Genomic DNA, 24718 nt, shown 5'->3' with positions numbered 1-24718 from the left:
CAGAAAAGACTTTGGTCTTTTAAAGTTTCTTTTGTTTTTCTTTATTATTTTTACATCGTTAACAAAATGATTATATGAGTGCATCTTTTGAAAAATACCAGAAACGTAAACTAATATCGTCTTACTTTTCTGTGGTATTAAGTATTGCGTTAGTCTTATTTTTATTGGGCTTATTAGGTATGCTTATACTTAATGCTAAAAAAGTTTCTGATCACTTTAAAGAACAAGTAGTGGTAACTATTTACTTAAAAGATTCTGCAAAAGAAGTAGAAACCAAGCAACTTGAAAAAAGCCTAGCTTTAGCAGATTACGTAAAATCTACTAATTATGTGACCAAAGAAGAAGCTGCAGCTTCTATGAAAGCCGAAAACGGTGAAGATTTTATGGAGTTTTTAGGCTACAACCCGTTACAAAACTCCATAGATGTTTACCTAAAAGCAGATTATGTAACCTCTGAACATTTAGAGGAAATAGCAAAAGAAGCTACCAATAAAAACTTTGTAGACGAGGTACGTTATGACAATGACTTGGTAACACTAATGAATAATAACGTAAAAAAAATAAGTTTTTGGGTTTTAATTCTTAGCGGAATTTTTACTCTAATAGCTGTATTACTTATTAATAGCTCTATACGTTTGGCTGTTTACGCCAAAAGATTTACCATAAAAACTATGCAAATGGTTGGAGCTACAAAACGCTTTATACGCAAACCATTTGTTTTTAAAAGTGTACAATTAGGTATTATTGGCGCCATTATAGCAATGCTAGGAATGGCTGTTGTTTTATATTATTTAAACCTTACTTTTCCAGAATTAGACTTATTACGCAACCCTATTTTAGTTGCTGCTTTATTTGTAGCTGTTTTTCTTTTAGGAATTATAATCACCTGGATTTCTACCTTTTTTGCTACACAGCGTTTCTTAAATTTAAAAACAGATCAACTTTATTAATTGGTGAAAGAGGATTACAAAACAGATTAATTTTAGATTCTCTTAACGCTAAAGTTTTAAATAAAAACGTTACTTTGCATCTAGCAAATTAATGGAAAGAGTTACTTTTTAGCATAAAATAGTAATTGGCACTAGGTAATGAAATCATGTATACAGAATTAAAATAAAATGGGAGAACAAAAACGAAAAGAACAGACTAAAAGCGAATTTATATTTGGTAAAAAAAATTATAAATTTATGTTTATTGGTTTAGCTTGTATTGCTCTAGGTTTTATATTAATGTCTGGTGGTGGAAGCGATGATCCTGCTGTATTTAATCCTGAAATATTTAGCTGGAGAAGAATACGTTTAGCACCAACTTTAGTGCTTATTGGCTTTGGAATTCAGATTTATGCCATTCTTTTAAATCCGAATAAAAGTAAAGATTCTAACGCGTAACTTTTAATTTACAGGTACAAAATAACATTTGGTAATAGTATTTTAATACTTTTGCCAACATGAATGTTATAGACTCCATCATTTTAGGAATAATACAAGGATTAACAGAGTTTCTTCCTGTATCTTCAAGTGGCCATTTAGAACTTGGTAAAGCCATACTTGGCGATAACTCGGTTCCAGAAGAAAGCCTACTTTTTACTGTTGTTTTACACTTTGCAACCGCTTTAAGCACTATTGTTGTTTTTAGAAAAGACATACTTTACTTACTTAAAGGCGTGTTTAAATTTGAGTGGAATGAAGATTTACAATTTGTAACTAAAATTGCTCTTTCTATGCTACCAGCAGTTGTTGTTGGTTTGTTTTTTGAAGCACAATTAGAAGCCTTATTTGGTGGTAATATATTACTTGTTGGTTGCATGTTAATTATAACAGCTGTTCTTTTATTTTTAGCAGATAAAGCCAAAGACACCAATAAAAAAGTGTCTTTTAAAAATGCATTTGTTATTGGTATTTCGCAAGCAATTGCAATGCTACCTGGAATTTCACGTTCTGGAGCCACTATTTCTACTTCGGTTTTATTAGGAAATGATAAAACAAAGGCTGCACGATTTTCGTTTTTAATGGTGATTCCGTTAATCTTCGGAAAAATTGCAAAAGACATTTTAAGTGGCGACTTAACTTATGATGCACAAAACTTTACTTCACTTTCGGTAGGATTTGTTGCTGCTTTTATTGCAGGACTTTTTGCTTGTACCTGGATGATTTCATTGGTAAAGAAAAGTAAACTTTCGTATTTTGCTTACTATTGTGCTATTGTTGGTGCAATAGCAATAATTTATTCCGCTTTAAGCTAACATGTTAACCGAAGAAGACTACAAAACAGGACAGGTTTTATTAATAGATAAACCTTTAAATTGGACCTCTTTTCAGGTAGTAAACAAACTACGTTGGAAAATAAGACAGACCTTTAACATAAAAAAAATAAAGGTAGGTCACGCAGGAACCTTAGACCCTTTAGCAACTGGCTTACTCGTTATTTGCACAGGAAAAATGACCAAGCAAATTAACACCTTTCAAGGTCAGGTTAAAGAATACACAGGAACTATTGTTTTAGGAAGCACAACGCCTTCTTACGATTTAGAAACCGAAATAAACGAAACTTTTTCTACAGAGCACATTACCAAAGACCTAGTAGAAGAAACAACCAAACAGTTTATTGGTGAGATTGATCAATTTCCTCCTGTTTTTTCGGCCTTAAAAAAAGACGGAAAACGTTTGTATGAGTACGCAAGAGCTGGTGAAGAAGTAGAAATAAAACCCAGAAAAATTGCTATTGAAGCTTTTGAAATTACACGTTTTGAAAATAACGAAGTAGACTTTAGAGTAGTTTGTAGCAAAGGAACTTACATACGTTCTTTAGCACATGACTTTGGAAAAGCACTACAATCTGGTGGACATCTTTCGGTATTAAGACGTACAAAAATTGGCGATTATCATGTAAACAACGCAGTTAGTATTGATGCTTTTATAGACCAACTAGATTCGTAAAAAATCTTTTTTAGCATTTTTAACGTATATTTAAGTGTCACAAATTATTAAAACACGTTATTAACCTACATGATTTTAAGTAATAAACATAAAGCAATGTGTATTACGTTTCTAATTTCTGGAACGATAATGCTTACTATGTTTAACTTCCATATTAAAAAGCACCAAGAAGAAATTGCCGAAACTTTTTATAACATTGAACCTGAAAAAGAAAGCACAGAAGAACAATTAGCTGCACAAGAAAAAGCTACAAAAGCCGAAACTAATAAAGCATATAATCAAAACCAAAAAAGCAAACGTTATGCATATGCGCAAAAAATAATTGCTCCTCCAAAAGATTATGTAAGACCAGATTTTAGTAAATCTGATTATGGTAATACCATTAAAAAAGATTTTTCTAAAAACAACGCTAATATTCAAGTAGAAGAAAAAAAATCTTTTATCAAGATAAATGATGTACTAAAAAAACAACTAGAAGAAAACAATAATGCTAAAAGTTCTGTTAGCTATTCTTTAGTAAACAGAAAACATAAATTCTTACCAACACCTATTTATTTATGTGAAACTGGCGGAAAAATAGTAGTAAATATTACTGTAAATGCTTCTGGAAAAGTTACCGAAGCATCTTATAACAACGCTTCAAATTCTTCAAACAACTGTTTAATTGAACACGCTTTAGAGTATGCAAAAAAAGCGAAATTTAATCGTAGTACTTTACCAAAATCGCAAATAGGAACCATTACTTTTCTGTTTGAAAGTAAAAGTTAAACATGTAACAAAGACACTAAGTCGTTAATAGCATTTTGGCCTTTATCTTTATTATACCAACGTTGTAAATCTTCTTTAAACTCTGGAGTTAGCATACCATACTTTTCTTTATAATCGTTAACTAACTGTGTTGCTTCGCTAGGTCTTGGCCCAAAAGTGTTTATCACTTTACCAGAAGCATCATCTACCATAATTAGTTTTGGTATAGATTTACCTCCATTGGTTAAATAGTTGTTCATTAACTCTTCGTTTTCATCTCGTAAAACTACTTGTACCTTAATATTCTCATTAATTTCTGCTACTTTTTGCATAACAGGAACAACATGAGCAGCATCACCACACCAACTTTCTGTTAATACCAACCAAGTAATTTTTTTATCTATTTTTTCAATTTGCTCTTTAACCGCGTCATTAACCTTTAAGGTTTTATCCCAACGCTTCATTCTTCTAGCATTAAGTTTTGTGTATTCTACAAGATTCTCTGCTTTATTTGTTCCTGTAGTATCGTTGTTTTTGGCTAAATCCTGCAGTAAAGCAGCATATTCTGGATAAGTGATACTTTTACTTAAACTTTCTTTTATTATATTTTCCATTGTATGTCTATCTTGTAGTAAAACTAGTGGTATATCTATTTTTAAATTATGATTTTTATCATAATCTATGTCTATCTTTATAACCAAAACTTACAGTTTATATTATTATGGAAAAACATAGATGTGGTTGGTGTGTTGGTGATGCCTTATACGAAGCGTATCATGACCAGGAATGGGGAAATCCTGTTTATGATGATGAAACCATTTTTGAATTTTTAATTTTAGAAACCTTTCAAGCAGGATTAAGTTGGATAACCGTTTTACGAAAACGTAAAAATTTTCAGGATGCTTTAGATCAATTTGACTATAAAAAAATAGCAAAATACAAGCAAGACAAAGTAGATTCGCTTTTAAAAGATGCTGGAATTATAAGAAATAAACTAAAAATAAATGCAACCATAACCAATGCACAAGAATTTATAAAAATTCAAGAAGAATTTGGTAGTTTCTCTAAATATATTTGGTCTTTTGTAGATGGAAAACCAATAAAAAACAAAATCAAAAACTACAAAGACGCTCCTGCAAATACAGCTATTAGCGATGCTTTGAGTAAAGATTTAAAAAAACGTGGTTTTAAATTCGTAGGCTCTACAGTTATGTATGCACACATGCAAGCAACAGGAATGGTAAATGACCATGAGGTTGGTTGTTTTAGGTATAATGAGGTTTAGAAAAAAAGTTCGTTTAATGCTTTAGATATAGTTTCGTTTCAATGAACTATATGGTACGTTAAACGAAGTTAGAGTGTTTTTTGAGAAAGTCAAAAAGTTACCTTGCCTTACTTAGCTTATTTTTAGAGAATTAAACAAAAAAACTAAATCTATTTAAAAAAAGCCATAAAATCCTCTCTAGAAATATCTTCGGCACCTAAACTGGCTAAATGGTTTGTGTAAACTTGGCAATCTATCAATTTATAATTGGTGTTTTGTATTAAAGTTATAAAACCAACTTTACTTGCATTACTTACTTTAGTAAACATGCTTTCGCCGCAAAAAACACCATTATTTAAATCTACACCATAAAGTCCGCCAACCAAAGTATTTCCTTGCCAAACCTCAACAGATTTTGCATAGCCTAATTCGTGTAACTTTAAATAAGCTTGTACCATAGTATCTGTAATCCATGTTCCAGATTGCCCTTCACGTTTTGCTTTGGCACATTCTTGAATAACACTTAAAAAATCTTGATTTATAGTGACTGTAAAATCTGTATTTCTAAGCACTTGTTTCATGCTTTTAGAAACTTTTAGTTTTTCTGGAAACAGCACAAACCTTGGGTCTGGAGACCACCACAAAATAGGATCATTTTCATTAAACCAAGGGAATATACCACTTTTATAAGCTAAGAGAAGTCTTTCTACACTTAAATCACCACCAATAGCAAGCAAGCCTTCGTCGTCTGCTTCTTGTACATTTGGAAATTCTATTTTTTGATTTAATAAATGCATATGCTAAAATAAAAAAACCTCAATGACATTTAGGCATTGAGGTTTTTTATTTAAAACCTTTAGTTTATACTTAAGGTTCTCCATTATTTATTTTACTAAAATGGTAAATCGTCGTGATCTTCTTCCTTAACATTTGAAGCTGGCTCAAAAGCATCTGCTGGTGGTACTGGAGGCATTTCACCTGCTGCACTTCCTGCTTGTAAAGCTTCAATTCTCCATCCTTGAATAGAGTTAAAGTATTTAGTTTCTCCTTGTGGATTAACCCATTCTCTTCCTCTTAAATTGATGTTTACTTTTACAGCTTGCCCTACATTATAGTTGTTTAAAAGATCTGTTTTGTCTTGCACAAACTCTACTAGTATATGTTGAGGGTATTGTTCATCTGTTGTTACTACTAATTCTCTTTTTCTAAACCCATTACTTCCAAAAGTTTGAGTTTCTCCAATCATTTTTACTTTTCCTTGTACTTCCATTGTATATAATTATTAAATATTCGTCTAATTTATAAATGCTATTTTACGATAATAGCAACTTTAAAGCACTATCTACATCGTTATTTTTTAAATAATCTTGTGCTTTTTTATGTTTATCAACAGTAGATGCTTTTAATATATGAGGACATTTTTCTTCAGCATCTTTAATAAACAAATCTATATCTTCTTGTCTTGGTAGTGCCGCAACATTTGCTAACATACCTAAATCATTTCCTGTTAAAACAGTACTATTTTTTATTTCTTTAGGTAAACCATCTACACCAATTCCTAATGTAGTTAAAGGTTTTGGTATTTCAAAAAAACCATTTTTTGCTCTGCTATAATAACTTCCACCTGCTCTAGCCACTAAATCTAAAAGCTCTTGGTTAATAGATTGGTCTTCATTTAGTACGCTTTCTACAATATGTAGTTTTACTACTTCGCAAATCACTAAATTTCCTGCTCCACCTTCAGTACCTAATTTTACAATTTCGTTTACTTTACACTCTAGTTGCACAGGAGATTCTGCTACACGAAAAGGTTTTACAAGGTCTGATTTTAACATGCTTAATCCTGCTTTTTCAAACTCATTTACTCCTTCAGCATATTCTGTACTACTTAAAGACATTTGCTGTACCAAATCATAATTTACCACATTAATCACTACCTCTTTTACAGCTTGTACATTTTCAAGGGTATGCTTTGTAGTATTATCTCTAACTCTTCGCGCTGGCGAAAATATTAAAATTGGCGGATTTGCACTAAACACATTAAAAAAACTAAAAGGCGATAAATTAGGATTGCCATTTGCATCTATAGTACTAGCAAAAGCAATAGGTCTAGGCGCAACAGCACTTAATAAATAAGCATGTAATTTTCCTGTTGAAAGCTCTTTTGGTGTAAATGATAACATGTGAAAAACAATTTATGCAAAACTACATCTTTTGATGCGCAACAAAAAACCTATTTACTAACAAGTAGACAATAATATTAACAGAATTGCATTATATTTAAAATTTATATCTGGAATTAAGTTCCTGAAGACCGTTAAAAAAATATTTTTCAATTTAAACTATGCTTTTTTTTAAAAACAGAAATCTTATTAGATGGATTATTGTAATAGCTTCTTTTGCTATTATTTCACTTATTTTATGGAACACCTATGTTTTCTTTCAAAAATTTAAAGCAGAAGAGCGCATAAAAATTGAAAACTGGACCTTTGCACAAAATGAGTTGTTTAAAGTAATAGACAATAACGAACTTAATGAAAACATTGATGTTAATACAGATTTAATATTTAAAATCTTATCTAGCAACAACACAACACCAATTATAGTTGTAAATAAAGATTCTTCTATTTATTCTTTTAGTAATATAGGTAAAGGCACAAAGGCAGATTCTATTTATGTAATAAAGAATTTAAAAAAATTAATCCATCAGTTTAGCCAAGAAAACACACCTATTAAAATTAAAGAAGTGAACCAAACACTGTATTATGCAAACTCTCCTTTATTAAACAAACTAAAATATTACCCTTTAGCGTTATTGCTTATCATTATTTTATTTGGAGCAGTAGTTTACTTTTTTTACCGAAGTAATAAAACAGCTATAGAAAATAAATTATGGTCAGGAATGGCAAAAGAAACTGCTCACCAAATTGGCACTCCATTATCATCATTAATTGGTTGGACAGAAATTTTAAAAACCGAAAACACCAACCCAGAATACATTAAAGAAATTGAAAAAGACATTAACAGATTACAAACTATTACAGAACGTTTTAGCAAAATAGGTTCTTTACCTAAGCTAGAAAAAACAGACATAGTTGCAGAAACAATAGCGTCTTATGACTATTTAAAAGCAAGATCTTCTAAGCTTATTGATTTTGAAATAATTGTTCCAAACCATAAAATTTTTGTAAATTTAAACAAGCAGTTATTTAGCTGGACCATTGAAAATTTAGTAAAAAATGGCATTGATGCCATGAAAGGAAAAGGAAAACTTAAAATTGAAATTATACAATTAGAAAACAATATAAGTATAAACATTACAGATTCTGGAAAAGGCCTAGCAAAACACCAATTTAAAACAGTGTTTGAACCAGGTTATACTACCAAAAAGAGAGGTTGGGGTTTAGGCTTATCATTAGCCAAACGAATAATTGAAGAATTTCATGATGGTAAAATTAAAGTTTTACATTCTGAAATAGACAAAGGTACAACCATGCAAATTGCATTAAAAAGCATTTAAATATGGACAAAAAATGGATAACAATAAAAGAAGTAGCGTTAAATAATAATTGTCCGGAATGCTACAACACCAACGGTTTACAATTAACTTTTAAACAACAATTTATAGAAACCTCTCTTTATAAATCTATTACCAACGAAACCACGCAAGAAATTTTTTGCAATACTTGTAATACCGATATTTTTCCTGTTATGTGGACCGACGATATTGAGCGAGTATTTGCTTACCAACAAAAAGCATTCACTCCTAAAAAAGCTTCTACCAAACTAAAAAAGAAAGCCTGGTTACTAATTAGTACTTTTAGCCTATTAATAATAATTGGAATTGTACTAGCTGTTTTTATAAATAAGACTGGATAGCCTTTGCTACCTCTTGAAATTCTTCTGTAGTTAATTTTGTTTTCTGCATAAAACTTGCATCTTGCATAGCATTTAAAGGTATTAAATGTACATGCACATGTGGCACCTCTAAACCAATTACAGAAATACCAACACGCTTACAAGGTATTGCTTTTTCTATAGCAATAGCCACCTTACGCGAAAACTGCATTAATCTAGTGTAGGTTTCTTCATCTAAATCAAAGATTTTATCTACTTCTTTTTTAGGTATACAAAGTGTATGTCCTTTAGCGTTAGGATTTACATCTAAAAAAGCTAAAAAATCATCGGTTTCTGCAACCTTATAACATGGTATTTCACCTTGAACAATTTTTGTAAATATAGAAGCCATAATAAAACGTTTATTTGTAAATATAAAAATTCCTATCTAAAACCGAATTGTTTTCAGTTAAAAACAGGAATCTTAAAATTGTATTTAAAGGTTTCCGTCTTCACGGAAATAAAAACCACAGCATTTATCTAGAAATTTCAATAATATCAAATTTCATGATACCACTAGGTACTTGAATTTCGGCAACATCACCAACAGACTTACCTAATAAACCTTTACCAATTGGTGAATTTACAGATATTTTACCAGAAGCTAAATCTGCTTCACCATCTGCTACCAAAGTATATAACATTTCCATACCGTTGGTTTGGTTTTTTATTTTCACCTTAGAAAGCACCAAAATTTTAGAGTTATCCATTTGGCTCTCATCTATAACACGAGCACCAGCAAGTTGATCTTCTAACTTAGATATACGCATTTCTAGCATCCCTTGAGCTTCTTTAGCTGCATCATACTCTGCATTTTCACTTAAATCTCCTTTATCTCTTGCTTCTGCAATTGCTTTAGATGCCTTTACGCGCTCAATGTCTTTAAGCTGTTTTAGCTCATCTCTTAATTTTTTTAATCCTTCTGCTGTATAATAAGATACTTTACTCATAATTTCTTCGTTTAAATACTAATTCTATAAAAGAAAAAATATGCTGGAACTCCCGAACCTTCGGGACAGCATAAAAAAAATCTCGCATATACGAGATTGTATTGCGAATATACAAAATATTTAATTCAATGTACATTTTTTGTACCTTGCTAAACAAAAAAAAATTAATGAAAAAAATACTTTTAACTGTATTAACTGGCTTTATACTAATTGCTTGTAACAATAGTGATAACAATTACGAAAACGAGTTTTTACCTAGTCAATCTTTTGATACAGGCACAACTATTAACACTAGTTTCCCGCAATACAACGACTTACTATATCCTGGAAATCATGTAGTGCTCTATAATTACGGCTTAAGCGGTATAGTGGTTTACTACTCTGGAAGTTCTTATGTTGCTTTTGAGTTAAGCGACCCAAATCACTATTACCAGTCTTGCTCTGCATTAACTGTAGATGGTGTAATAGCAACCTGTGGCTGTGATGATGAAAATACTTACGATATTTTAACAGGACAACCTAACGGAAGTACTTCTGGGTCCTACGGATTAACTCCATATTTTGTAGAAGTAAACGGAAGCATTATAAGAGTGTATAATAATTAAACAATACATAAATACGCTTTATAAAACAAAAACCTCATACCTAATAGGCATGAGGTTTTTTTTATATCCTTTTTATTTTTAGAAAAGTTTTATAAGCTTCCGTTTTCAAATGAAGCATTTATAAAAAATTAAAATTTCAACGAAGCACCAACTAAAAAGTTTCTTGTTGCTTGTGGATAATATCCTGTTCCTTCAATAGTAGTAGTTTCATTTGGCACAGACCACGTATCATCATAGGTATAATAATAACCATTAGAAATATATTTTTCATTAAAAATATTATTTACTAATGCAGATAATGTGATGGATTTAATAAATGGTTTCTTTTCTGAAGTGGATTCCTGCTTTTGCAGGAATGACAGTGTGTAATTAACATTAAAGTCATTCACAAAATAGCTATCTAATTTAGAAGCATCACTATCTGTGTTTCCCATATACTGCTCACCAACATATTTAGTTAATAAAGATAAATTAAGATTATTTACTGGATTAAACACTAATGCATTAGAAAGTACTACTTCTGGTGAATAAGAAATGTTTGTTTTTCCTAAATCGGCCAAAGCACCATCTCTAGATACAACAGTACTTTTGTTTTTATTAGAACTTACTGTAATTGCTGGTTGCACCATTAACCACTCTAAAGGTTTTACTACAGCCTCTACTTCTAAACCTAATCTATAACTATCACCACTATTGGTACGTATTGGGTTACCAACATTATCTCTATCTCCTGTTAAAACCAGCTGTTCATTATATAGCATATAATATAGGTTGGTGTTAATACTAAAGATTTCTGATTGATGTCTAAAGCCTAATTCAAAATCGTTTAACTGTTCTGGTTTTACCGTTTCGTTATTTTCAAAATCGTCTCTATTAGGTTCTCTATTTGCTCTAGCATAAGAAAAATAGATATTATTATTTGTATTCAACTCATAAGTAACACCTAATTTAGGGTTAAAAAAACTATAGTTTTCATCTATAAGCAAAGGCACTCTGTCTGAAGTTAAACCAGTAGTTTTATAATCTACAAAACGCATTTGTAAATCTCCAAAAAGCGAAATCTTATCATTTAACTTAACGGTTGCTTTGGTAAAGAAACTTGCGTCTTTTTTCTTTCCGTTACTATCATAGTACGTATCGTTAATTTCGCTGGAACTTGCATTTCTTGCCCAGATAATTTCGCCAAAATGATCACCATCATAAGCACTATAAGATCCTCCAAAAATCATATCTAGCTTATTATTTTTATAATTTGCATTGGCATTAACTACATAAAAATCATTATCTAACCAACGACGACGAATTAAATCTGTGGTATTTACAGTTTCACCACCAATAGTAATTTCTTCTAAATCATAATCTGCAAAATCTTCGTCTTCTTTATACTGCTCAAAATACCCTTTTCCATGCGTATAGTTTAAGCTTAAATTTGTAGACCAGTTATTATTTATACGCTCTGTATAATGCAATTGGTAATGATCTTGTTGGTAGTTGTCTTCTTCATTTTCATGAAAACGAATATTACCAGCTTCGTCGGTGTACATTCCAGCAGTATTAAAGGTTCTATCATTTTCTAATAGGTCTAGATCTTCTAAACCATTCCAAGATTGATAGGTAACTTCATGACCACTAAAAGTAATTGCTTTAATTAAACGATTATCATCTACATAAGCACCTTGTAAGAAATACGATTTTAAGTTAGAGCTTGCTCTATCTATATAACCATCAGATTTTATTTGCGATAAACGTCCAGCAATTTCAAAGTGGTTATTTAATTTTCCTGTACTGAATTTTACATTGTGTTTTCTGGTATTATAACTACCAAAAGAATTAGAAATTTCGGCATTAGCAATATCTGAAACTGCATCTGTAAGCACATTAATACTTGCGCCAAAAGCACCAGATCCATTGGTAGATGTACCAACACCACGCTGTAATTGTAAACTCTCTACAGAAGAAGCAAAGTCTCCAAGATTTACCCAAAAAGTACCTAAAGATTCTGCATCGTTATACGGAATACCATTTAGAGTAATGTTAGTAGATTGTGCATTAATACCACGAACACGAATATAGGTATAACCAACTCCTGCTCCAGCATCTGATGAAGTAACCACAGAAGGCAAAAAGTTTAATAACACAGGAATATCCTGCCCTAAATTGCGTTTTTCAAGATCTTCTTTACTTACATTGGTATGTGTAATTGGTGATGTTGCGTTTACACGAACGGCATTTACAAGAACCTCATCTAGCTGTTGTAGTTTTGTGGTGTCTTGTTGTTTTTCTTGTGCGTTTGCACAGACTGATAACACTAAAAGTGTTAAAAAAAGAAATAGGTTTTTCATTACGATTATGTTTATAATCGAATAAAAAGAGGTAATTATTCTTTTGTTATTAATTGTTTTTTTTTGAGCTTTAACTAATACGATATTGAAAATGATACTTTACATTTTAAATCCTTACATGTATAATTTTACACACATTCAAATTCAGAAGTATAAAATAGCATTGATAATCTTTATCGCACTTGCTAAAAATATCTACTAGACATTTTTAAGGCTCGATTTCCTAAACAGCATTACCTGTTCTAGGTTCAATGGGTATGATCTCAGCTTTTATAAGTTAAAAATCAAAATGATTACTAACTATAAATAGCACCCCTTTTTTGAGAACGCTGCAAATATATTGTAGATTTTTGATTTACGAATTACGATTTATGCTTTTTTTTTAATCGATTTTAGGTTTTTTTCTATTTGCTTTTTTTTCAGAATTAGAACGCTTTGATTTTAAGCGTTTTATTTTCACTGCTCGCGGTACTTTTGTAGGCTTACGTTTTTTAGGCACCAATAAACCTTCTTTTATTATTTGAAGAAACCGCTTTATGGCTATTTCTTTATTTTTATGTTGGCTTCTGCTTTCGCCACATTGTAGAATAAGTACATGTTCTTTGGTTAGCCTTGAATTAAGTTTTTGTTTTAAACGTTCTTTTTGAGTTTCATTAAAAACAAGAGTATCTTCTAAATAAAAAGTTATTTCTATTTTAGAAGATACTTTATTTACATGCTGTCCTCCTGCTCCAGAACTACGTATGGCTTTAAAGTTTAATTCGCTAATTAGCTTTTCTTCATTAAACATTAGTCTTTAGTTTGGTGGGCAGACTTTAACAAGTCTGTAACTGTTTTTACAGGATTAAAAGTTATTAATGGTACTTCTACAAAAATGGTATTCCAATTTGCCATAGCACCGTTCCATAGACCAGGAAGCTCCAGTGCTTTTAAGTCTTTTCCTGCCTTCGTTTTATTGGTAATAAAAGCTGTATTAGGATCTACGTACTTTTTCAGGTCAAATTTTTCGCCTTTATAATTTTTAATACCACATACCAGATCTACAGGATTAAAATGGGTTGCATTTTTTAATATCTTTTTTTGGCTTTTGTTCTTTTTGTCTATTTGTGCAGATTCTACAATTTGTAAAGAAACATTTCCGCTTTCATCTTTTATCCAAAATGGTCCACCTCCTGGTTCTCCTTCGTTTTTTACCATGCCACAAACACGAATAGGACGATTTAGCTTTTCTCTTAAATACTCAATTTGATAGGTTTTAGAATATTTTTCAAATTCTATATTAATTACAACATGTAGTTTATTTTTTAAAAATTCTGCAATGCTAATTAACTCTGCTTCGCTAATGGTTTCATCTTCTAGTCTTTCTAGGTAGGCAAATGCTTGCTCCTGTAATTCAATTAACAGACCTCCAAGAATTTTTTTGTTTTCTGCAACCTCATTCTTATATTTATAAACAACCGTATTATCAATATTTTTAATAAAAATAACATCAGCATCCAACTTATTTAAATTAGTTAAAAGCGCCCCATGACCAGAAGGTCTAAATAGTATTTCCCCATTATCTTCTCTAAAAGGTTCATTTTTTGGTGTTACCGCAATAGTGTCTGTAGTTTGACATTGAAAAGAAAACGTAACATTAAATTTGGTGTTGGTAGCCTCCTCAACAGCTTCTTTGGCATTTTTAAACTCTTCCTCAAAAATATCTAAGTGTTTTTCTGAAATTGTAAAATGTAAGTCTGATATATTATTGGAAGAGGCATACAATGCTGCTTCAAATAAATGTTCTCTAAAAGCTGTAGAAACATGATTTTTATACTCATGAAAAGGAAGTAGCCCTTTGGGGTAAGCTCCAAAATTAAGTTTATCCTTTGCTAATATGGTTTCCGTAAAAATTATTATTTTTTCTGTTTCTGATAAGGAGTGATAATTTGGGTAATCTACCTCAGCTCGTTCAATGACTTGCTTGTAAAAAGGAAACTTCTCTACACCTACTAAAAAAAGAGGCAATTCTACTGACTTCTTTCTATTAACATAAGAATTAACCGTTTCTTTAGAAGAGTCAAACTCATGTATAAACTGGAACAAAAACTTAAACATTCTAGTTGCTGCGCCTGATGCTGGAACAAATTTTAGAATGGTTTTCTGGTTTCTTTTGTCTTCAAAAACTTGAATTTTTTGATTTTTTTCTTCTTCAGAAAACTTTAAGATACCATTTCCTACATTAGCAGCAGCTTTTAAATTTACAAAAGGAATTCCTTTTGTAAAAATTTGTATTTGTGCTTTAACTTTATCTAGGGTTAAATTTTTTGCTTCAATTTGTTTTATATCTTTTTCTGTAAAGTTCACGGTTGTTTATTTAATAATTTATTTATTTGATTAATTGCTATTTTTAAACGAGTTTGTATATCTCCTTTTAGTAAAACATATGGTTTATTATATTTTATTAATGTTTCTTGAAAAGCTTGAAACATAGCTAAACGTTCTTCTGGTTTATCTCTTAAATCATCTGCTTCCCAAGGTGTGTCAATATACGTTAAAAAGTATAAATCATATTTATTTTCAAGAGCAAACTTTTCAATAATTGAATCACAAACTCCTGAATAATACGTTTCTGAATACACTTTGGTTTCTAACAAATTGGTATCACAAATTAACACAGAGTCTGTTTTTTTTGCCAGGCTATTTTCTAAATTCATTTGTCCAATAGCAATAGGCAACAAATCTTTAGGCTCACATGTTTTACGCTCGTTATTCCATTTGTTTTGCAGGTATTCTCTTGCGTATTCTGGTGCCCAAACCGAATTATAATGTCTTGCTAACTGTCTTGACAAGGTTGTTTTTCCAGTAGATTCTGGGCCAAACAAAACTACTTTTATGCAGTTGCTAGGTTCTTGCTTAAGCTTTTCTTCCATGCTAAATATCCTAATATTGCTATAATGGTAAATCCTAAATATTGAAAACTGGTAAAAGTAAATCCTTTATAAAAATATAAAGGAACAGAAATAATATCACCTATAATCCAATAAATCCAATTTTCTATTTTACGTTTTGCCATAAGCCACATACCAACAAAAAATATTGCTGTAGTTATAGTATCTACATAAGCAACCCAACTATTCCACTTACCAAAGGATGTATAGACAATAAAAACAAAAACTATAGTTGCTAAAAATATGGCAACACTTATTTTTTTTTCTTTTAAAGTAGTTTTAGAAATTGGTGTTTCTTTAGTAGCATCTACTTTACGAGTCCAGAAATACCAACCATAAACACTCATAATAAAGTAGTACGCATTGATCATCATGTCTCCTAAAAGCTCCCACTTTAGTAACAAATACACAAAAATGCAAGTGCTTATCATTCCTGTTGGAAAAACTAAAATATTATTTTTTTTAGAAAACCACACAGAAAGAAAACCAAAAACAACGGCAACAATTTCTAGCACTACATCTAATGTTTGGTAATTAGAATATTGACTAAATAAAAAATCAAAAATGTGGTTCATAGTCGCTTCTATTGGTTTTAACCACTTTCATGGTTAACACAGAAATATCTACATCTTGAAAAGAACGTTTTATTTCCTGTGTTAAAAAAGGCATTAATGTGTCATAATCTCCAAAAATTTGTGTGCTTAAAGGATTTTCTAAGACTTTAAACTCAGAATTCCTTAGTGCTTTTATAAAATTAATAACGTGTTTTTCATAATCATCCTGTAAAGGAGATAAGGTTAAGTCTACAGATATTTCCATAATTATTTTCCGTTCAAAGGGGTGTGTTTTTAATTAAACATTAGTATTTATATTGCCTGTAACTGTTTTAGTTTAACAATCTTTTTATTTTTTTATTTCGTTAAAAAACGATTCATCTTCTTCAAAAGCTGTACCAATAACTACCATATCTGCTCCTGCTTGATATGCTGCATCTAATTGTTGTTTGTTTCGTATACCACCACCAACAAGTACTGGAATTTTCAGTTCTTCTTTTACCGCCTTTATAATAGAGGAAGAAACGGCGTGTATTGCACCACTTCCCGCTTCTAAATATATTAGTTTCATACCTAGTAACTCACCTGCTTTTGCTGTATCTACAATGGCTTGTATATTATTTACTGGCATTGGTTGTGTTTGGGTTACTCGCTGTACAGCTGTTTCTTTTCCGCTTTCTATTAACAAATAACCTGTTGGTATTATTTCTAGATTCGAGTTTTTTAATTTAGAAACCGACGCTATATGTTGCCCAATTAAATATTCTGGATTCCTACCAGATAACAATGACAAATACAATATAGCATTTGCGTGATTGGTAATTTGCGATATATCTCCAGGAAACAACACAATAGGTAATTGAGTCTGTTTTTTTATTTCTAAAACCAAGCTTTCTGTTGCATCTGCCTCTACAGTACTACCACCAATAAAAACATGAGTTGCAATAGAACTATTTAGCTTATGCATAAAACCACTTAAGCCTTCTGGTTTGGTTTTATCAGGATCTATTAAAACGGCTAATCCTTTTTTATTTTTAGAAATAGACTCTAATATAGTTGAATATGTTACTTTTTCATTAACCACCAATGCACAAATGTTTTTCTCTTTTTAACTAAAAATTTTTATTTCATTTACTCCACACTACCTTTAAGCAGGTAAAGCATAAGCGCAAGTAAAGCCTTCAAACTCAAAAAAAGTGGTTTGGTATCTATGTTTTTTTTCTTGATAATCAATCCAAGCAATAGTTTCTGCCTCTTCAATAGTAAACGGAATCACTAAAGTATGTTGTAAAAAACTCAATCCTGGCGTTGCAAAAAGTTTATACAAAGACTCTTTTATACACCAAATAACCGTTAGCTTATTTATATAATCTTTTGCTTCTTTATCTAAATATACATTTTCATAATCTAAAAACTTATGCGCTATAACACCAATTTTTTCACGCTGCTTTTCAATATCAATACCAACAACAGCATCACTAACTACTACTGCAGAAAATGTAAAAGAATGTGTAATAGAAACATGCCTACCATCTTTTAAATGAGGTTTTCCGTGTTGATCATAAAACAAATCTTCATCTGTATAGCCAAAAGCTTTAAGCAAATGTCTTACACTTAAAAAACCACGTCTATGTAGTTCACTTTTCATTCCTAAAACGCGTTTCATATTTTCTGGTTTTAGTGTTATAGGCTCTAGTAAATCTTCATAAGACTCTGTAATCTTCCAGATTTTAACAGTAGTTTGTGAGTTTGGTGTAAGAGTTTTATAAATAGGCATTTAATATTCTAAAAGTTATTGGTTATCTTTGCAGCGCCTTAGGCTAATTTGGTTTATTTCAATATAGCGAATTTAGTTATTTAAGCCATAAACCCAAAGGCAAGTGCAATTTATAACAAGATAAAAAATAATATGAGTACAAAAACTGTTGCTTACGTACCAAATAAGGTAAAAGACATGTCGCTTGCGGCTTGGGGAAGAAAAGAAATTAATTTAGCCGAAGCAGAAATGCCAGGTCTAATGAGTTTACGTGAAGAATATAAAGACGAGCAACCTCTAAAAGGTGCACGTATTGCAGGATGTTTACACATGACTATTCAAACTGCTGTTTTAATTGAAACGTTACAAGCTTTAGGTGCTGAAGTTACTTGGAGTTCTTGTAACATTTTTTCTACACAAGATCAGGCTGCTGCTGCTATTGCTGCTGCAGGAACTGCTGTGTATGCATGGAAAGACATGACAGAAGAAGAGTTTGACTGGTGTATAGAACAAACACTTTTCTTTGGTGAAGACAGAAAACCATTAAATATGATTTTAGATGATGGTGGTGATTTAACCAATATGGTTTTAGACAAATATCCAGAATTAGCTGCTGGAATTAATGGTTTATCTGAAGAAACTACAACAGGTGTTCACCGTTTATACGAGCGTGTAAAAAACGGTACATTACCAATGCCAGCAATTAATGTTAACGACTCTGTTACAAAATCAAAATTTGATAATAAATACGGTTGTAAAGAATCTGCAGTAGATGCTATTCGTAGAGCAACAGATATTATGTTAGCAGGAAAACGTGTAACCGTTTGTGGTTATGGTGATGTTGGTAAAGGTACTGCTGCTTCTTTTAAAGGTGCAGGAAGTATTGTTACAGTAACAGAAATTGACCCAATTTGTGCCTTACAAGCTGCTATGGACGGTTTTGAAGTAAAAAAATTAGAAACTGTAGTTGGTAACTCTGATATTATTATTACAACAACAGGTAATAAAGACATTGTTCGCGCAGAGCATTTTGAAGCCATGAAAGACAAAACTATTGTTTGTAACATTGGGCATTTTGACAACGAAATTCAAATGGCTTGGTTAAATGAAAACCACGGAGACACTAAAGACACCATCAAACCACAAGTAGACAAGTACACGGTAAACGGAAAAGAAATTATCATTCTTGCCGAAGGTCGTTTAGTAAACCTAGGTTGTGCTACAGGACACCCAAGTTTTGTAATGAGTAACTCATTTACAAACCAAACCTTAGCACAAATTGAACTTTGGACAAACGCAGATGCTTACAAAAACGATGTATACATGTTACCAAAGCATTTAGATGAAAAAGTAGCAAAATTACACCTAGAAAAAATTGGCGTAGAGCTTACAGAACTTAAACCATACCAAGCAGAATACATTGGTGTAACGGTTGAAGGACCATACAAACCTGAACATTACAGATACTAAATTTGTCATTCAGAGCGTAAGCGAAGAATCTCAAAATCTAATTATACTAAAATCCCAAGCATTCGTGTTTGGGATTTTTTTTGTTTTTGGGCAATTTGTTTTTGGTAAAAAAAACCAAAAACAACCACGCTTTCCGCTATATTTTTTTTTCTTGCCTCAAAAAAGGATACCGCATCAATCCTTATTGCAGGCTAACCTTTTACAGTCATTACGAGGAACGAAGTAATTTTCTCCTTTGGTAAAAGAAAGCAAAATTCGCTTTACTTATTTTACTTCAAACCTTGCGAGTTTTATTAAAATCTTATGCAAGTAAGCTATTCGTTTTCTATTTTAGATTTTAAATAATTACCTTCACAGTTCAAATAAATTAGCACATGCCTTTAAAAAAACTAAATACTACTCTTAGCACATTAGAATCGCATATAGAAAACCATACTGTGTTAAATGCAGAAGTATCCAAAAGTAATATTGGATGGCATATAGACCACAGTTTAAAGGTTATTAATAATGTAATTATTGCACTTCAAAAATCAGATCCTGAAAGCTTTAAAAACAATTTTAGCTTTTTAGGAAAAATATTCTTTACTCTTGGCTTTTTCCCAAGAGGAAAAGCAAAAGCACCAGAATACGTACAACCACCAGAAGTTATTTTAAAAGAAGACTTAATATCACAATTGCAACAAGCAAAAACCAATATTAATAGTATCGCTAATTTAGATAAGAATGCTTATTTTAAACACCCAATATTTGGGTATATTAATAAAAAAAGAGTTGCTACTTTTTTAGCACTGCACACCAATCATCATTTAAAGATTATGGAGGATATTTTAAAGAAATAGTTTTTAATATTAGCCTAACTCAACAAAATGCGCTTCGCTATTTTATAACAAACCTTCCGAGTTTTTATTTCACAAAACCCCTTCTTTCTTTTGCTAAAAAAAGGTTGCTCTTGACGATAAGCTTTTCAGTAAAAACCTTATCACTTTAGTTATTTTAAAAACAAAAAAATGCCTTTCTGTTTCTAGAAAAGCATTTTTAAAAACTAACTCAATTATCACTGTGCACTCCAACCTCCATCTAACACAAAAGAAGATCCTGTAATAGTTGTAGAACTATCTTTTGCCAGTAGCACTGCCATATCTGCAATAGCCTCTAGAGGTACAAATTGTTTTACTGCTTGTTTTTTAAGCATCACTTTTTCAACAACCTCATCTTCTGTCATATCATGCGCTTTGGCTTGGTCTTTTATTTGCCCAACTACCAAAGGTGTTTTTACATAACCAGGACAAATTGCATTACAGGTGATATTAAAAGGAGCACCTTCTAAAGCCAGTACTTTGGTCATACCAATAACACCATGTTTTGCGGTTACGTAAGCCGATTTATATTCAGATGCACGAATACCATGCACCGAAGACACATTTATTATTCTACCAAATTGTTGTTTTTTCATTTGCGCCCAAACGGCTTTAGATGCATAAAAAACAGCATTCATATTTATTGCTATAATATTTTGGTATTTACTATTTGGAAAATCTTCAATTGGTGAAACAAATTGTATTCCTGCATTATTAACTAATACATGAAGTGCTCCAAAGATTTTTATAGTTTCTGCAACCAACCCATCAATAGCGTCTGCTTGCAGTAAATTAGCATTGGAAAACGCAACCTTTACTTGGTGTTTTTCTGCTACCTGATTTGCTATTTCTTGTCCGTTAGACCCCAAACCATGAAACATAATATTATATCCTTCTTTGGCAAATTGGTTAGCAATACCTAATCCTATACCACTTGTACTTCCTGTAATAAGAACGGTTTTATTCATGATTTAAAAATTTTTCTAGAGCAAGATTAAAAGCCTCTGGTTGATCAATAACTACACCATGCCTTGAGTTTTTTATTACTACTAAAGAAGCATTTTGTAGTTTATTAACATAGTCTTCTTTAAATGAAACAGGTGTATAATCCATATCTGATGCTACCACAAGCGTTTTGGTTTTAATATTTTTTATTTTCTCTCCCAATCCCCAAGCCATAAGTGTTGTAAAGGACTTGTAATAGGCGTTATAATCGTTATTTTTACAACGTGCTTCAAAATCATTTCGCAACTCTATTTGGTGTGCTTCTGGAAACATATTAAAAGAAATCTCTTTTGCTAAAGCCTCTATACCTTTTGTTTCAAGAAATTCAACTCTATTTTTTAAAAGGTCTTCACCAATTTTGCCCATATCATTAAAGTCTGGGCCACTATTTACAATCACTAGGTTTTCTACATATTCTGGGTGGCTTGAAGCCATTTCAAAGGCTACAGCTCCTCCCATAGAAAAGCCTACAACAGTAGCTTTTTTAATATGTAATTGGTCTAAAAATTGTTTTACATCTTCTGTCATTAAAGCTACACCATAATCATTTAATGGTTTTGTAGAACCTCCATGACCTCTTAAATCTAGTGTAATAACACGATACTTTTTAGAAAAGAAAGAAACTTGAGCGTCCCAGTCTTTTTTTGTGGATCCTAAACCATGAAGTAATAAAAGTACGTTTCCTTTTCCATAATCTTCATAGTCAAGTTCTATATCCTTAACTTGTATTTTTGGCATGGTTTTAAAGACTTAGTTAATAGTTGCAGTATTTTTATTAAAGAAATTTATTTTATACTTTAACTCAAAAGAAACAAGTGTTTCTACAATAGGAGAAGCAACAAATTCTCTGTTTTTAGCATTAAATAAGTTTGTTATACTTAAACCTAAAGACAGCCTATCATTAAAATTATAACCAGCATTAGCGTCTACCGAAAAACCACCTAGTTGTCCGTAATTCCAGGTTCTTCCTACTTGTGCATTTTCTACTATTTCATTAACCCCATCACCATCTTGGTCTTGTGTTTCTGCAGCTACATTTATACCAGAAAAGAAATCATATTTTTCAACAAATCTTCCGTAAAGAGCTCCATAAAATTTCCCTTTATTATAATGTACTCCTACACTAAATTTATGATTTGGCGTGTTAATAGGCAATTCACTTTCTAAAACCTGACCATCTAAATTACCGTCATTATCCATGTCATCTTTATCTAAACTTCTATCAAAATAAGAATAGTTTAAAGAGGTTCTAAAACTATCGGTAAAATAATAATTAAGTCCTACATCTAGTCCGTAAGTATCTACATGACCAAAGTTTAAATAGGTTAATATAAAAGAACCGTCTGAACCTTCAACAACATCACCTATTGGCTGGTCACCAATATGTGTTACATTATTACCATTAGCTGCATCTGCAATATTACGTAACGGACTAATAAAGTTATCAGACTGGTTGTAGTATGCATTAGTATCTATAAATAATTTTTCAGACAGTTGGCCTTTAAAACCAATTTCATAAGAATTAATATTTTCTACTTCTAGTTTCTGAATTTTAGTTCCATCTGTTAATGTAAATCCTTCACCATTACCTAAAACTAAACCACCAAATAAGTTTCCTTTAAGATTTAAAATAGAAGGTACTGCAATTCCTTTTCCGTAGGTTACTCTAAACGTTCCGTTTTTTACTTTTTTGGTAATTGCTGCTTTTGGTATAAAGTTAGAGCCATATAACTCGTGATTATCTATTCTTCCTCCTAACAAAAATCCCCATCCAGAATCTTCTAACTTATATTCTAATTGCGTATAAACACCTGTCTGGTCTAAATCAATTCCGCCTTCATCTAAAAGATAAGTACCTTTAGAGTCTGCCATATCTAATTGGTATTGTGCACCTAAGGTTACATAAAACCGATTCCAGTTATTATTGTATTGTGCTTCTGCATTAAAACGTCTGGAAGCATCTTTAAAAACAGCTCCTCTTTGCAATGCAATACCATCTCCTTGATTAGGTCCTGTTTGTAACCATTGCTCTGTAAAAGAGCGTTCACGAGCTTCTTCTTCTGAAAAACCATTATTTATAAATGACACATAGTTTTGTGTACGCTGGTTCATAGCATAAGTATCATCTGTATTACTCCAGGTATAATAGGTATTTGCAAAAAAGTTTTTAGATACAAATTTTAGTTGTGCCACATCTATACTCCAATCTTTAATTTGGTTACGTCCTGCATTTGTAACAGCAATATTATTACTATTGCTATGTCCATAATATCCTGATAACTCAGAGCTTTTTGTAGGTTTATAAAATAAAGAGGCTCCATATTTTTGCGAATCAAAATCACGATCTAGATCTAATTCTTTGTATGCTGTTGTACCAACATACACACTATCTACATAGTTAAATTCTGTACCTTGCGATCTTTCAAAATGAACCTTATAAGCAAACTTATCATTAATTACTTGTGCGTGTCTTAGTCTTGCTGTAAGCACATTTTGATTTCCTGCACCAACAGCAAATGTTGTACCTTCTGATTGTCTAGGATTTTTAGTTATAGTACTTACTAACCCATTATGTGCGTTTGGTCCATATAGCGTTCCGTTAGGACCTAGTAATATTTCTACACGAGAGATATCATCTTTTGTTACTGTAGAAAAAGACCCCATTGGTAATCCTGTAGCAATTAAAGTAGACAACCTATCATCTGTTACTTGCAAGTTTTTAGAATTAAAAGCAGAATTAAACCCTCTAATATTAATTCCTGTTCCTAAAACACCACTTCTTACAAAGTCTACCCCTTTCTGTCTTGCTGCCAATTCACCTATATTAAAACTAGGGAATTCTTCAATTTCTCTAGCTGTAATTACATTTACTGTAGCAGGTACGTCTGTAATTTTTTGTGGTTTTTTTCCGGCTGTTATAATTACTTCATCTAAAACACTATTAGATTCGCTTAACTGCGCTTGTAACTTTGTTACACTTCCAGAAGTAACAGAAACCGACTGTTCTTGGGTTTGAAAACCAATATAAGAGATAGATACATTATAAGTACCTACAGTTACATTTTCAATAGTAAAATTACCATCAAAATCGGTTACACCTCCTTTATCTAAAGTTTTAATATATACTGCTGCTCCAGCTAAAGGCATACCACTTGTTTCGGTAATAGTACCTTCGATGCTTCCTGTGTCTTGCGCATGAATAACCAATGAACTAATCAAGGTCATTAAGAAAAGTAGTTTTTTCATAATTAATAAAATTGTTTTAAGTTAGATTATAGTGGCAATCTATTATGAAAAAGAAAATAAACTAAAGCAAAAACCATCAATAATAAGTGTGACTTAACTTTTTAATTTTCAATTAATTTAACAAAACCACTGATAAAGGAATAACCTTAGGTTACTAAA

At 31.4% G+C, this 24718-nt stretch carries 28 protein-coding genes; 11 read left to right on the top strand and 17 right to left on the bottom strand.

Annotated elements, in window-relative coordinates; all coding sequences use genetic code 11:
* Positions 1–74: 74 nt before the first annotated feature.
* The 5 genes from KO494_RS05685 to KO494_RS05665 all read left to right on the top strand — a co-directional run bounded on the left by KO494_RS05685 (position 75) and on the right by KO494_RS05665 (position 3704).
* On the top strand, positions 75–950 hold the full coding sequence (locus KO494_RS05685) for an ABC transporter permease (RefSeq protein ID WP_215966639.1): 876 nt from the start codon (positions 75–77) through the stop codon (positions 948–950).
* A 168-nt stretch (positions 951–1118) separates the two neighbouring features.
* A complete protein-coding gene (locus tag KO494_RS05680; RefSeq protein ID WP_215966638.1) occupies positions 1119–1388 on the top strand; it encodes a DUF3098 domain-containing protein in 270 nt (89 codons plus the stop codon).
* A 59-nt stretch (positions 1389–1447) separates the two neighbouring features.
* Complete coding sequence (locus KO494_RS05675) at positions 1448–2242, top strand: undecaprenyl-diphosphate phosphatase (protein WP_215966637.1); 795 nt, start codon at positions 1448–1450, stop codon at positions 2240–2242.
* A 1-nt stretch (position 2243) separates the two neighbouring features.
* Entirely contained in the window at positions 2244–2936 is a 693-nt protein-coding gene (gene truB, locus KO494_RS05670) for a tRNA pseudouridine(55) synthase TruB (protein WP_215966636.1), read from the top strand.
* Between the two features lie 96 nt (positions 2937–3032).
* Positions 3033–3704 (top strand): hypothetical protein, encoded by a 672-nt coding sequence (locus tag KO494_RS05665; RefSeq protein ID WP_252730330.1) that lies wholly within the window; start codon positions 3033–3035, stop codon positions 3702–3704.
* Here the strand turns inward: KO494_RS05665 and KO494_RS05660 are convergent.
* Positions 3701–4384, bottom strand: coding sequence for a thioredoxin family protein (locus KO494_RS05660; protein WP_368496053.1), 684 nt, complete (start codon positions 4382–4384; stop codon positions 3701–3703). The genes KO494_RS05665 and KO494_RS05660 overlap by 4 nt on opposite strands.
* Before the next feature lie 20 nt (positions 4385–4404).
* Here KO494_RS05660 and KO494_RS05655 point away from each other — a divergent pair, with 20 nt between their 5' ends.
* A complete protein-coding gene (locus KO494_RS05655) occupies positions 4405–4968 on the top strand; it encodes a DNA-3-methyladenine glycosylase I (protein WP_215966635.1) in 564 nt (187 codons plus the stop codon).
* 149 nt (positions 4969–5117) lie between these two features.
* Here KO494_RS05655 and aat read toward each other — a convergent pair whose 3' ends face one another.
* From aat to KO494_RS05640, 3 genes are all read right to left on the bottom strand, one after another.
* A complete protein-coding gene (aat, locus tag KO494_RS05650) occupies positions 5118–5744 on the bottom strand; it encodes a leucyl/phenylalanyl-tRNA--protein transferase (RefSeq protein WP_215966634.1) in 627 nt (208 codons plus the stop codon).
* A gap of 95 nt (positions 5745–5839) precedes the next feature.
* On the bottom strand, positions 5840–6217 hold the full coding sequence (locus KO494_RS05645) for a DUF3127 domain-containing protein (RefSeq protein WP_215966633.1): 378 nt from the start codon (positions 6215–6217) through the stop codon (positions 5840–5842).
* Between the two features lie 43 nt (positions 6218–6260).
* A complete protein-coding gene (locus KO494_RS05640) occupies positions 6261–7130 on the bottom strand; it encodes a flavin reductase family protein (protein ID WP_215966632.1) in 870 nt (289 codons plus the stop codon).
* Between the two features lie 161 nt (positions 7131–7291).
* Here KO494_RS05640 and KO494_RS05635 point away from each other — a divergent pair, with 161 nt between their 5' ends.
* Both KO494_RS05635 and KO494_RS05630 read left to right on the top strand, forming a co-directional pair.
* The gene (locus KO494_RS05635) at positions 7292–8467 is read left to right on the top strand and encodes a PAS domain-containing sensor histidine kinase (protein ID WP_215966631.1); all 1176 of its coding nucleotides are present in this window, start codon (positions 7292–7294) and stop codon (positions 8465–8467) included.
* A gap of 2 nt (positions 8468–8469) precedes the next feature.
* The gene (locus tag KO494_RS05630; protein WP_215966630.1) at positions 8470–8826 is read left to right on the top strand and encodes a hypothetical protein; all 357 of its coding nucleotides are present in this window, start codon (positions 8470–8472) and stop codon (positions 8824–8826) included.
* Here the strand turns inward: KO494_RS05630 and KO494_RS05625 are convergent.
* Both KO494_RS05625 and greA read right to left on the bottom strand, forming a co-directional pair.
* On the bottom strand, positions 8807–9196 hold the full coding sequence (locus tag KO494_RS05625; protein ID WP_215966629.1) for an HIT family protein: 390 nt from the start codon (positions 9194–9196) through the stop codon (positions 8807–8809). The two genes, KO494_RS05630 and KO494_RS05625, sit on opposite strands and share 20 nt — an antisense overlap.
* A 124-nt stretch (positions 9197–9320) precedes the next feature.
* A complete protein-coding gene (greA, locus tag KO494_RS05620) occupies positions 9321–9794 on the bottom strand; it encodes a transcription elongation factor GreA (protein WP_215966628.1) in 474 nt (157 codons plus the stop codon).
* A gap of 167 nt (positions 9795–9961) precedes the next feature.
* Between greA and KO494_RS05615 the strand changes: the two genes are divergently transcribed.
* Complete coding sequence (locus tag KO494_RS05615; protein ID WP_215966627.1) at positions 9962–10399, top strand: hypothetical protein; 438 nt, start codon at positions 9962–9964, stop codon at positions 10397–10399.
* Between the two features lie 128 nt (positions 10400–10527).
* Here KO494_RS05615 and KO494_RS05610 read toward each other — a convergent pair whose 3' ends face one another.
* From KO494_RS05610 to KO494_RS05575, 8 genes are all read right to left on the bottom strand, one after another.
* On the bottom strand, positions 10528–12741 hold the full coding sequence (locus tag KO494_RS05610) for a TonB-dependent receptor (protein ID WP_215966626.1): 2214 nt from the start codon (positions 12739–12741) through the stop codon (positions 10528–10530).
* A gap of 382 nt (positions 12742–13123) precedes the next feature.
* Positions 13124–13531, bottom strand: a complete 408-nt coding sequence (gene arfB / locus KO494_RS05605) for an alternative ribosome rescue aminoacyl-tRNA hydrolase ArfB (RefSeq protein WP_215966625.1) — start codon at positions 13529–13531, stop codon at positions 13124–13126.
* A complete protein-coding gene (locus KO494_RS05600) occupies positions 13531–15087 on the bottom strand; it encodes a DUF4301 family protein (protein ID WP_215966624.1) in 1557 nt (518 codons plus the stop codon). Before KO494_RS05600 ends, arfB begins: the two co-directional genes overlap by 1 nt.
* The gene (locus tag KO494_RS05595; protein ID WP_215966623.1) at positions 15084–15653 is read right to left on the bottom strand and encodes an AAA family ATPase; all 570 of its coding nucleotides are present in this window, start codon (positions 15651–15653) and stop codon (positions 15084–15086) included. Before KO494_RS05595 ends, KO494_RS05600 begins: the two co-directional genes overlap by 4 nt.
* The gene (gene pnuC, locus KO494_RS05590; RefSeq protein WP_215966622.1) at positions 15614–16246 is read right to left on the bottom strand and encodes a nicotinamide riboside transporter PnuC; all 633 of its coding nucleotides are present in this window, start codon (positions 16244–16246) and stop codon (positions 15614–15616) included. Before pnuC ends, KO494_RS05595 begins: the two co-directional genes overlap by 40 nt.
* Positions 16230–16490 carry a hypothetical protein gene (locus KO494_RS05585; RefSeq protein ID WP_215966621.1) on the bottom strand — a complete coding sequence of 87 codons (261 nt, stop codon included), beginning with the start codon at positions 16488–16490 and terminating at the stop codon, positions 16230–16232. Before KO494_RS05585 ends, pnuC begins: the two co-directional genes overlap by 17 nt.
* 84 nt (positions 16491–16574) lie before the next feature.
* Complete coding sequence (locus KO494_RS05580) at positions 16575–17312, bottom strand: geranylgeranylglyceryl/heptaprenylglyceryl phosphate synthase (RefSeq protein WP_252730329.1); 738 nt, start codon at positions 17310–17312, stop codon at positions 16575–16577.
* A gap of 60 nt (positions 17313–17372) precedes the next feature.
* A complete protein-coding gene (locus KO494_RS05575) occupies positions 17373–18002 on the bottom strand; it encodes a 4'-phosphopantetheinyl transferase superfamily protein (RefSeq protein ID WP_215966620.1) in 630 nt (209 codons plus the stop codon).
* A 132-nt stretch (positions 18003–18134) separates the two neighbouring features.
* Here KO494_RS05575 and ahcY point away from each other — a divergent pair, with 132 nt between their 5' ends.
* Together ahcY and KO494_RS05565 are read left to right on the top strand one after the other, a co-directional pair.
* On the top strand, positions 18135–19451 hold the full coding sequence (gene ahcY, locus KO494_RS05570; RefSeq protein WP_215966619.1) for an adenosylhomocysteinase: 1317 nt from the start codon (positions 18135–18137) through the stop codon (positions 19449–19451).
* A gap of 374 nt (positions 19452–19825) precedes the next feature.
* Positions 19826–20290: a DinB family protein gene (locus KO494_RS05565; protein ID WP_215966618.1), complete on the top strand. Its 465-nt coding sequence runs from the start codon at positions 19826–19828 to the stop codon at positions 20288–20290.
* A 215-nt stretch (positions 20291–20505) separates the two neighbouring features.
* On the opposite strand, the gene KO494_RS05560 is transcribed toward KO494_RS05565, so the two are convergent.
* From KO494_RS05560 to KO494_RS05550, 3 genes are read right to left on the bottom strand one after another with little or no spacing between them, the layout of a single operon-like run.
* On the bottom strand, positions 20506–21276 hold the full coding sequence (locus KO494_RS05560; RefSeq protein ID WP_215966617.1) for a 3-hydroxybutyrate dehydrogenase: 771 nt from the start codon (positions 21274–21276) through the stop codon (positions 20506–20508).
* On the bottom strand, positions 21269–22051 hold the full coding sequence (locus KO494_RS05555) for an alpha/beta fold hydrolase (RefSeq protein WP_215966616.1): 783 nt from the start codon (positions 22049–22051) through the stop codon (positions 21269–21271). The genes KO494_RS05560 and KO494_RS05555 overlap by 8 nt, the downstream gene beginning before the upstream one ends.
* Positions 22052–22063: 12 nt before the next feature.
* Positions 22064–24559 carry a TonB-dependent receptor gene (locus tag KO494_RS05550; RefSeq protein WP_215966615.1) on the bottom strand — a complete coding sequence of 832 codons (2496 nt, stop codon included), beginning with the start codon at positions 24557–24559 and terminating at the stop codon, positions 22064–22066.
* Between the last annotated feature and the right edge of the window lie 159 nt (positions 24560–24718).

The organism is Lacinutrix sp. C3R15, from assembly GCF_018860825.1.
Classification (GTDB): domain Bacteria; phylum Bacteroidota; class Bacteroidia; order Flavobacteriales; family Flavobacteriaceae; genus Oceanihabitans.
Note: the sequence above shows the minus strand (reverse complement) of the source record. Positions and strands in the feature narration are given on the sequence as shown.